Here is a 9577-nt window from a genome sequence, read left to right on the forward strand (position 1 = left end):
AACTGGGGTCATATCGCCCGAACGACGGTATTCTTGCAGAGCCTCGTCGATCTGGAGACCCAGACCACGCGATGCCCAACCCATGTGGGTTTCAAGAATCTGACCAACGTTCATACGCGACGGAACGCCCAGCGGGTTCAGCACGAAGTCTACCGGAGTACCATCAGCGAGGAACGGCATGTCTTCGATAGGAACAACCTTCGAAATAACACCTTTGTTCCCGTGACGGCCTGCCATCTTATCGCCCGGCTGAAGCTTACGCTTAACCGCGATGAAGACTTTGACCATTTTCATCACGCCCGGCGGCAGGTCGTCGCCACGGCGGACTTTTTCGACCTTGTCTTCGAAACGTGCGTCAAGCTGGCGCTTCTGAGCTTCGTACTGCTCGTTCAGGGCTTCGACGATCTTTGCAGTGTCTTCGTCCTTCAGAGCAATCTGCCACCACTGGCCACGGCTCAGCTCAGACAGCGACTCTTCGGTTACGATAGAGTTCGCCTTAAAGCCTTTCGGGCCTTTCACAGCTTCCTGACCAAGGATCATGTCCTTAAGACGAGCGTAGATGTTGCGGTCCAGAATGCCGAGCTCGTCGTCACGGTCGCGAGCGAGGCTTTCGACCTCTTCGCGCTCGATCTGCAGAGCACGTTCGTCTTTTTCAACGCCGTGGCGGTTGAATACACGAACTTCAACAACAGTACCGTAGTCACCCGGTGCAAGACGCAGCGAGGTATCACGGACGTCAGACGCTTTCTCACCAAAGATAGCGCGGAGGAGTTTTTCTTCCGGCGTCATCGGGCTTTCGCCCTTCGGTGTGATTTTACCAACGAGAATATCGCCTGGTCCAACCTCAGCGCCGATGTACACGATGCCAGCCTCGTCGAGGTTGCGCAGCGCTTCTTCACCGACGTTCGGGATGTCGCGAGTGATTTCTTCCGGCCCGAGCTTCGTATCGCGTGCCGCAACTTCGTATTCTTCGATGTGAACCGAGGTGAACACGTCGTCTTTAACGATGCGCTCAGAGATCAGGATGGAGTCTTCGTAGTTGTAACCATTCCACGGCATGAACGCGACGATCACGTTCTTACCCAGAGCCAGTTCACCCATATCGGTCGACGGGCCGTCAGCGATAACTTCGCCTTTGCCAACTTTGTCGCCCACTTTCACCAACGGACGCTGGTTGATGCAGGTGTTCTGGTTCGAACGCTGGAACTTGCGGAGACGATAGATGTCAACGCCTGGATCACCAACTTCGAGGTCTTCGGTTGCGCGGATAACAACACGGGTCGCATCGACCTGGTCGATGATACCTGCGCGGCGTGCAGTGATCGCAGCGCCAGAGTCGATCGCAACTTTTTCTTCCATACCGGTGCCGACCAGCGGGGCTTCAGCCTGCAGGAGCGGAACTGCCTGACGTTGCATGTTCGAGCCCATGAGAGCGCGGTTAGCGTCGTCGTTTTCGAGGAACGGGATGAGCGCCGCAGCGACCGAAACGAGCTGTTTCGGCGAAACGTCGATCAGGTCCACGCTCTCTTTTGGAGCCAGCGTGTATTCGCCCGACTGACGAGTCGAAACGAATTCGTTGATCAGGTTGCCATTCTCATCGAGCGTAGCGTTCGCCTGCGCAACAGTGTGGCGCATTTCTTCAGTCGCCGACATGTAGCTGACTTGGTCAGTTACTTTGCCTTCGATGACCTTGCGGTACGGTGTTTCGATGAAGCCGTATTTGTTCACGCGAGCAAAGGTTGCCAGCGAGTTGATCAGACCAATGTTCGGACCTTCCGGCGTTTCAATCGGACACATACGACCGTAGTGGGTCGGGTGAACGTCGCGAACCTCAAAGCCAGCGCGTTCACGGGTCAGACCGCCCGGCCCGAGAGCCGAAAGACGACGCTTGTGGGTCACTTCGGACAGCGGGTTGGTTTGGTCCATGAACTGCGACAGCTGCGAAGAGCCGAAGAATTCACGAACAGCAGCCGCTGCCGGTTTCGCGTTGATTAGGTCTTGCGGCATGACGGTGTCGATTTCGACAGACGACATACGTTCTTTGATCGCGCGCTCCATGCGGAGCAGGCCAACGCGGTATTGGTTTTCCATCAGCTCGCCAACGGAACGAACACGACGGTTGCCGAGGTGGTCGATGTCGTCAACTTCGCCCTTGCCATCACGCAATTCGACAAGCGCTTTGATGCACGAAACGATATCTTCGTTACGCAGGGTGCGCTGTGTGTCTTCTGCATCGAGAGCCAGACGCATGTTCATTTTCACGCGACCAACGGCCGAGAGATCATAGCGTTCGCTATCGAAGAACAGGGAATCGAACAGAGCCGATGCGGATTCAACGGTCGGCGGTTCACCCGGACGCATGACCCGGTAGATATCCATGAGCGCGCCGTCGCGGTTCATGTTCTTATCGCTTGCCATGGTGTTACGGATGTATGCACCAACGTTGATGTTATCGATGTCGAGAACCGGAATATCGGTGATGCCAGCGTCGAGAAGCTCGCGCACGGTGCCGCCGATAACTTCGCCGTCTTTGTCCATCTCGAGCGTCAGCTCGTCACCAGCTTCAACGTAGATCGCCCCTGTCTCTTCGTTGATGATGTCTTTTGCGACGAACTTGCCGACGATGTGGTTGAACGGAACGAGCAGGTTCTTAACCGAACCTTCGTCGATCAGTTTCTTCACAGCACGCGGAGTGATTTTGTCGCCTGCTTTGCAGATCACTTCACCCGTTGCAGCGTCGATCAGGTCATAGGTTGGACGGGTGCCACGCACACGTTCTGGGAAGAACTTCGTGACCCAGCCGTTGGACTTCTTGTCGAGCGAGAATTCAACAGTGTTGTAGTATGCATCCATGATCGCCTCTTGATCCATGCCGAGAGCATAGAGAAGAGTCGTGACCGGAAGTTTGCGGCGACGGTCGATGCGCGCAAAGACGAGGTCTTTTGCGTCGAATTCGAAGTCGAGCCACGAACCACGGTATGGGATGATACGGCATGCGAACAGCAGCTTACCCGACGAGTGGGTTTTGCCTTTGTCGTGGTCAAAGAATACGCCCGGCGAACGGTGCATCTGGGAAACGATAACACGCTCAGTACCGTTAACGACGAAGGTGCCGTTGGTGGTCATCAAAGGCATATCGCCCATGAACACGTCTTGTTCTTTGATGTCTTTAACCGACTTCGCACCTGTGTCTTCGTCGACATCAAATACGATCAAACGCAGGGTCACCTTGAGCGGTGCTGCGTAAGTCAGGTCGCGCTGCATACATTCTTCGACGTCGAACTTCGGCTTTTCAAGTTCGTACTTTACGAACTCAAGAACTGCCGTTTCGTTGAAGTCTTTAATCGGGAATACCGATTGGAAAACGCCTTTAATGCCTTCGCCGTCGAGCGGCATATCGGCATCGCCAGACCGCAAGAACAGGTCATAAGACGATTTCTGAACCTCAATGAGGTTCGGCATTTGAAGAACTTCGTTAATCTTACCGTAGTACTTACGCAGGCGTTTCTGGCCAAGGAAGGTCTGAGCCATGTGCTGTGTCACCTTTCGATCTCTGCGGGTCCATGTCGCCGGGGCCGCGACATTTCCCCATTGAGAAGGTTGTTCCTGTCTATTCCTGGCCCCCGTCCCAAGGGGGGCCTCCCGACTGTGGAACCTACCTGAGGAGAGCGTTTTCTAGTTTAACGTTCCGCTAAGACAGGTTTGGCTGGACCCGCGATATCGCGGATCCAGCCGAATTTGCACGACCCTAGGGGCCGAGAACAGGCGATTAGGCCAGTTCGATTTTCGCGCCAGCTGCTTCCAGCTTCGCTTTGATGTCTTCTGCTTCTGCTTTCGAAGCGCCTTCTTTGACTTTGCCGCCAGCCTCAACGAGGTCTTTAGCTTCTTTCAGGCCGAGACCAGTGATGCCGCGAACTTCTTTGATGACGTTGATTTTCTGAGCGCCAGCGTCTTTCAGGATGACGTCGAACTCAGTTTTTTCTTCAGCAGCAGCTTCGCCACCAGCAGCCGGGCCAGCAACCATTACAGCGCCACCAGCAGCAGGCTCGATGCCGTACTCGTCTTTGAGGATGGTTTTCAGTTCTTGTGCTTCGAGAAGGGTCAGACCAACGATCTCTTCAGCAAGTTTTTTCAGATCAGCCATTTTATGCTTTCCGTTCGATTTAAGTGTGTTCCAACGCGAGATGATTAATCCCTACGAGGGCAATTGGTTGCTTATGCAGCTTTCTCTTCGATAGTCGAAAGAATGCTCGCGATGTTCGATGCAGGCGCGCCAATGGCACCAGCGATGTTCGAAGCAGGCGCACCGATGCAGCCAACGATCGAAGCAATAAGCTCTTCACGGGACGGCATTTGTGCGACGGCTTTAACGCCGGCGACATCCAGTGCGTTCTCACCCATAGCACCGCCAAGGATAACGAGCTTGTCGTTAGCTTTAGCGAACTTGTCGACCACTTTGGCAGCTGCCACAGGGTCTTCCGAGTAAGACAACACGGTCATGCCCGTCAGGTAGTTTGCGATGCTTGCGCAAGGCTTACCTTCAAGGGCGATTTTGGCGAGCTTGTTCTTGGCAACGCGTACGGAACCGCCCGCTTCACGCATTTGAGCGCGCAGGTCCTGCATTTCAGCAACTGTCATGCCTTCGTAGTGGGCAACCACTACGACGCCAGAGCTTTCAAAGATTTGGCCGAGCTCTTCGACCAGCTTCTCTTTTTGTGCTCTATCCACAGTTTCACTCCAAGTTTGGGGTTTCCCCCGGCTCAAGTTGACCCCCGAAAGTCGAGGGCCGTTCGGGTCCGTTTCAGGGTCCCGAGCCAAATCGCCCGTTCTGTAAGCGAACGGAAATTTATCTCGTTTCCCATCTCAGGAAGGAATTATTGGGGCAACCCCAACCCTCCGTCTCGGACAGGACAGGGCCGTTACAGCCCTGCCATTTCACCGCCGAAGCGGTAAAAATTCTTAGTTACCAGTCGCGGATTCAACGCTTACAGAAACGCCCGGGCCCATTGTGGAGCTGATCGAGACTTTTTTCATGTATGCGCCTTTAGCACCGGTCGGTTTTGCTTTCTGAACAGCGTCAACGAAAGCAAGCAGGTTCTCTTCGAGTGCTTTCGCGTCGAAGGAAGCTTTGCCGATACCAGCGTGGATAACGCCAGCTTTTTCAACTTTGAACTGAACCTGACCGCCTTTAGCTGCTTTAACAGCTTCAGCAACGTCCATGGTCACAGTGCCGATTTTCGGGTTCGGCATCAGGTTGCGCGGACCGAGTACTTTACCCAGACGACCAACGATCGGCATCATGTCCGGAGTTGCGATGCAACGTTCGAACTCGATTTTGCCGCCCTGCACGATTTCCATCAGGTCTTCTGCGCCAACGATGTCTGCACCAGCAGCTTTAGCTTCTTCAGCTTTGTCGCCACGAGCAAAAACAGCAACGCGAACAGTTTTACCTGTGCCGTTCGGCAGGTTGACAGTGCCACGAACCATCTGGTCGGCGTGACGCGGGTCAACACCGAGGTTCAGCGCAATCTCAACGGTTTCGTCGAATTTGGCAGAAGCGTTAGATTTAACCAGAGCGATAGCGTCAGCTACCTTCAGGTTCTCTTTGCCTTCGAATGCAGCGCGTGCTGCTGTGATACGCTTACCAGCCATCTTACTTCACCTCGATGCCCATGGAGCGAGCCGAACCCAGAATAATCTGCATCGCGGCTTCGATCGAGTTTGCGTTGAGGTCCTTCATTTTGGCCTCTGCGATTTCTTTCACCTGAGCAACGGTGACAGAACCTGCAACTGCTTTACCAGGGGTTTTGGAACCCGACTGAAGCTTAGCAGCTTTTTTGAGGTAGTAAGATGCCGGCGGCGTCTTGATCTCAAAGGTGAAGGATTTGTCTTGGTAGTAGGTGATCACGGTCGGGCACGGAGCGCCCGGCTCCATGTCAGCGGTCTTCGCGTTGAAGGCCTTCGTGAATTCCATAATGTTGATGCCGCGCTGACCCAGCGCAGGACCTACGGGCGGGGAAGGGTTTGCTTTACCTGCAGGAACCTGCAGCTTCAGCTGACCCATTACTTTCTTGGCCATTGGCCTCTCCTTTTTCCAACACCCTCCGCACGCGTGCGTCAGGTTAATCGTTGTGTGGTCCAGCTTTACGAGCGCGCTCGCTCAGCCTCCCACGTGATAAACTCAGTACTGTTTAGTAACCTGAGTAAATTCCAGTTCGACCGGCGTAGCGCGGCCGAAGATCGAAACCGTCACCTTCAGGCGCTGGCTGATCTCATCTACTTCCTCGACCATGCCGTCGAAGTCTTCGAACGGACCGTCGTTAACCTTGACCTTCTCACCCACCTCGAAGCTGATCTCGACGCGCGGCGCTTCTTGACCTTCTTCAACGCGGCCAAGGATCGCCTGAACTTCTGCATCGCGCATCGGCATCGGGCGGCCCTGAGGACCAAGGAAACCAGTTACCCGGTTGATCGAGTTGACGAGGTGATACCCCTCATCAGACATTTCCATGTGAACCAGAACGTAACCCGGCATAAACCGGCGCTCAGTGGTCACTTTCTTACCGCGACGAACTTCGATCACCTCTTCAGTCGGGACCAGAACTTCATCGATTTGGGCCTCAAGACCCTGCTCTTCAACCTTGGCACGGATCTGCTCGGCGATCTTCTTCTCGAAGTTCGAGAGCACACTTACCGAATACCACCGTTTCGCCATGTCTCCGACACCTCGCCGTACTGGGCCCGCTTAGGCCGTAAATTCCATTGTAACACAGCAGCTTACGCTACCATTCCCGGACAAAAGAAAATCGGCGCGCAACACGATTCGCCGCACGCCCATCCGGAGTTTGTGGCTATTACCGCCGTAACCCTATGATTACAAGGGGGGTTAGCCGATTTTCGCTGATGGGCGAATTAACGATTGAGGATCAAATCGTACAAACCGAAACGGATCAGCATGTCCGTTGCGGAGAAGAACAGCGCCAAAAGCACGGTCATCACAAAGACCATTACAGTCGTCAGCACGACTTCGCGGCGGGTCGGCCAAACCACTTTCGCAATCTCTGCGCGGGTCTGCTGGATGAATTGAACGGGGTTAGTCCGTGCCATGATGTATCCTCTGCGTTACGGGCCGCATTTACGCAGTTCAGACGGGCAATTCAACCCTTGCCTTAAGCGGCACCTCAGGCAGGACGGATCACATCAATGTCGGGCAACTGACAAATGGTGTCGAACTGCCTCTGATAATCCAAAGCAGCCGCGTCCTTTACCGCCTGATCATATAGAGTGAACCGTGGGCGATCAGGCCCAACGGGTAACATCTTGCGTGCGTCCATCGCCAATGCACCCTCGCGCCCCTCCTGTGCCCAAGCCATGACCTGTTCAACCGCTTGAGCAGAAAGACCCGCGTGCAATGTACGCCCAAACGGTTTGACCGTTCCACCTAGCTTCCAGCGCAACATCCGTTTCATCAGCGTCGGAAAGACCTGATGGTAGTCCTCATAGCGCCACACATGCAGCGACACGTTGGGAATCGCCGAAATTGCCGTCATCATCTGAGCCCAATCAACCTGATCGGGCTGATGCTGCGCGACAAACTGATCAGGCGGCAGAAACTTCCCAGCAAAGAGGGTTTGCGAATAGGCCGATTCTAAAAACGTGTCGGACTGGCGGACCGCAAGGAACACGCGCACAGCCACTCCTGGAAAGTTTGAGGCGAGGTCCGAAATACGTTCTGCAGCATCACTGTAAACGGGCAACGCCAACGTGCCATCATCGCGATGCAACTGCCCCAGAAAGTTCTCTTCGGACAGCAACACGCGCCAACCCGACTTTGCCAAGAACTTGAGCTGATCCATTGGCTCACGTCGCGCTGCACGCCGCGCGCCCCAACGGGTCAAACCAAACAAATTAGGGATGTTTCGACCACGTTGACGCAAATAATCTGGACCATAGGCCCGAACGCCAGCGGCAATAATCTCTTCTTGGTGATTGAGGATCGAACGCTGCAAATGCGTCGTCGCAGTTTTGTGCGGACCGAGATGCAAGGAAAGTTCGATCTGTCGAGGCACTAAAAACTCCTCTTAGGTCCAACTAGGACCGGAGTGGCAGGGGCAGCAGGGTTCGAACCCGCGACCTACGGTTTTGGAGACCGTCGCTCTACCAGCTGAGCTATACCCCTATGGCCGAGGCGGTGATTAAAACAGGCAACAGGGGGAATCAAGGCCCCAAATTGCCTTTCGTCACAATCCTTCACTTCCGATGGCGCGTAAACAACCGCCAAAGTCCTAAAAGGCTGATCTGAAGAACGAAAATTCCGACGCACCACAGGCAGAGGAGGAAAAAGGCATGAGCATTGCTTACACCCGGCATTCCGCCAACATTCACGCCAAATAGCCCCGTCAAAAACCCGAGCGGTAAGAAAACCGCTGACAACATCGATAGGACAAAGGTGTTTCTATTCACCTGATCGCTTAGTTGGCCTGACAATTCTTCACGCAACACAAGAGCTTGATCACGGAGTTCGTCCATATCTTCGGCCACCCGCGTCATTTTGAGCATCTCTTCCTCAATCTCACGGCGCGTGTCGTGATCAATCACCTTGGACGGCGATTCTGTGATTGTCTTGAGCGCATCTCGTTGCGGCCCAACATATCGCCGCGCAGCAATCACTTGGAGGCGGAGGTTGGCAACGTCCTGCCGTAAGTTCACGCCCCTCTCCCGAATAACCCGATATTCGAGGTCATTCGCCGTCGAGTCGAGTTCGGATTGAAACTCGGAAATGCGAGCAACGAGGTCTTCTGCCAAAAGGACAAGGAACTCACCCGCTGTGGCTGGCCCCTGCCCCCGCTCCATCATCTCTTGAAGCTTCTCGATTGCCATCACCCGTTTTCGGGCAACGGTGACAATCCGATGGTCGTCGATGTACATTCGGACGGACACCATGTCCTCGGGGTCTTCACCTTCGTTAAAGTTGATCCCCCGAAGGATCACAAACATCCCGTCGCTTAACGTTTTTGCGCGAGGGCGAGTATCGACATCCAACAACGCCTCTCTGGCCTGCAGGTCGAGATAGTCCAACTCGTGGGATATCCAATCTGCCGCATCAGGGTGTTTCCCGTCGATGTGCGCCCACGCCAGTCGATCTTCCCGCAAGGCTTGCGCGATGGTCTCATCTGCCGACGGGTCCAGCCACTGGCCGTCTTGCAAAACGCGCGAAAATAGAACGGGAGTATCTGACATGTGCGCCTCTGTTCAGGTCTGCCCCAACCAAACCAAGTCAGAACGCAAAAGAAAAGGGCCGCCCTCTTCAGGACGGCCCTTCGTGATTTTAAAATCTATCGCGAATTAAGCGAGGATTTTGGAAACAACGCCCGAACCAACGGTACGGCCGCCTTCGCGGATCGCGAAGCGGAGGCCTTCTTCCATCGCGATCGGTGCGATCAGCTCTGCCGACAGTTTCAGGTTGTCGCCAGGCATAACCATCTCGGTGCCTTCCGGCAGGATGCAGGTACCGGTGACGTCAGTCGTACGGAAGTAGAACTGCGGACGGTAGTTCGCGAAGAACGGTGTGTGACGG

10 protein-coding genes and 1 tRNA gene are annotated in these 9577 nt (G+C 54.7%); all 11 read right to left on the bottom strand.

Features of this window, described 5'->3' with window-relative positions:
• Positions 1-3531: DNA-directed RNA polymerase subunit beta (rpoB, locus tag AC1QQ2_RS13305; RefSeq protein ID WP_479713496.1), on the bottom strand; the 3531-nt coding region annotated here is incomplete at its 3' end.
• Positions 3532-3769: 238 nt separating this feature from the next.
• The gene (rplL, locus tag AC1QQ2_RS13310; RefSeq protein WP_479713497.1) at positions 3770-4144 is read right to left on the bottom strand and encodes a 50S ribosomal protein L7/L12; all 375 of its coding nucleotides are present in this window, start codon (positions 4142-4144) and stop codon (positions 3770-3772) included.
• Between the two features lie 71 nt (positions 4145-4215).
• The gene (gene rplJ, locus AC1QQ2_RS13315) at positions 4216-4728 is read right to left on the bottom strand and encodes a 50S ribosomal protein L10 (RefSeq protein ID WP_067548398.1); all 513 of its coding nucleotides are present in this window, start codon (positions 4726-4728) and stop codon (positions 4216-4218) included.
• A 231-nt stretch (positions 4729-4959) separates the two neighbouring features.
• Positions 4960-5652 (bottom strand): 50S ribosomal protein L1, encoded by a 693-nt coding sequence (rplA, locus tag AC1QQ2_RS13320; RefSeq protein ID WP_067548396.1) that lies wholly within the window; start codon positions 5650-5652, stop codon positions 4960-4962.
• 1 nt (position 5653) lies between these two features.
• Entirely contained in the window at positions 5654-6079 is a 426-nt protein-coding gene (gene rplK, locus AC1QQ2_RS13325) for a 50S ribosomal protein L11 (protein WP_067548392.1), read from the bottom strand.
• Positions 6080-6181: 102 nt separating this feature from the next.
• Complete coding sequence (nusG, locus tag AC1QQ2_RS13330; protein WP_067548389.1) at positions 6182-6715, bottom strand: transcription termination/antitermination protein NusG; 534 nt, start codon at positions 6713-6715, stop codon at positions 6182-6184.
• A gap of 197 nt (positions 6716-6912) precedes the next feature.
• Entirely contained in the window at positions 6913-7107 is a 195-nt protein-coding gene (secE, locus tag AC1QQ2_RS13335; RefSeq protein ID WP_105234113.1) for a preprotein translocase subunit SecE, read from the bottom strand.
• Between the two features lie 74 nt (positions 7108-7181).
• On the bottom strand, positions 7182-8069 hold the full coding sequence (locus tag AC1QQ2_RS13340; RefSeq protein WP_479713498.1) for a hypothetical protein: 888 nt from the start codon (positions 8067-8069) through the stop codon (positions 7182-7184).
• Positions 8070-8103: 34 nt separating this feature from the next.
• Positions 8104-8179: transfer RNA gene (locus tag AC1QQ2_RS13345), tRNA-Trp, on the bottom strand.
• Positions 8180-8250: 71 nt separating this feature from the next.
• Complete coding sequence (locus AC1QQ2_RS13350) at positions 8251-9240, bottom strand: zinc transporter ZntB (protein WP_479713499.1); 990 nt, start codon at positions 9238-9240, stop codon at positions 8251-8253.
• Between the two features lie 105 nt (positions 9241-9345).
• On the bottom strand, positions 9346-9577 hold a 232-nt coding region (locus tag AC1QQ2_RS13355), incomplete at its 5' end, for an EF-Tu C-terminal domain-related protein (protein ID WP_479713500.1).

The sequence above is a fragment of the Aestuarium sp. genome (genome assembly GCF_023253315.1).
Taxonomy (GTDB): domain Bacteria; phylum Pseudomonadota; class Alphaproteobacteria; order Rhodobacterales; family Rhodobacteraceae; genus Marivivens; species Marivivens donghaensis.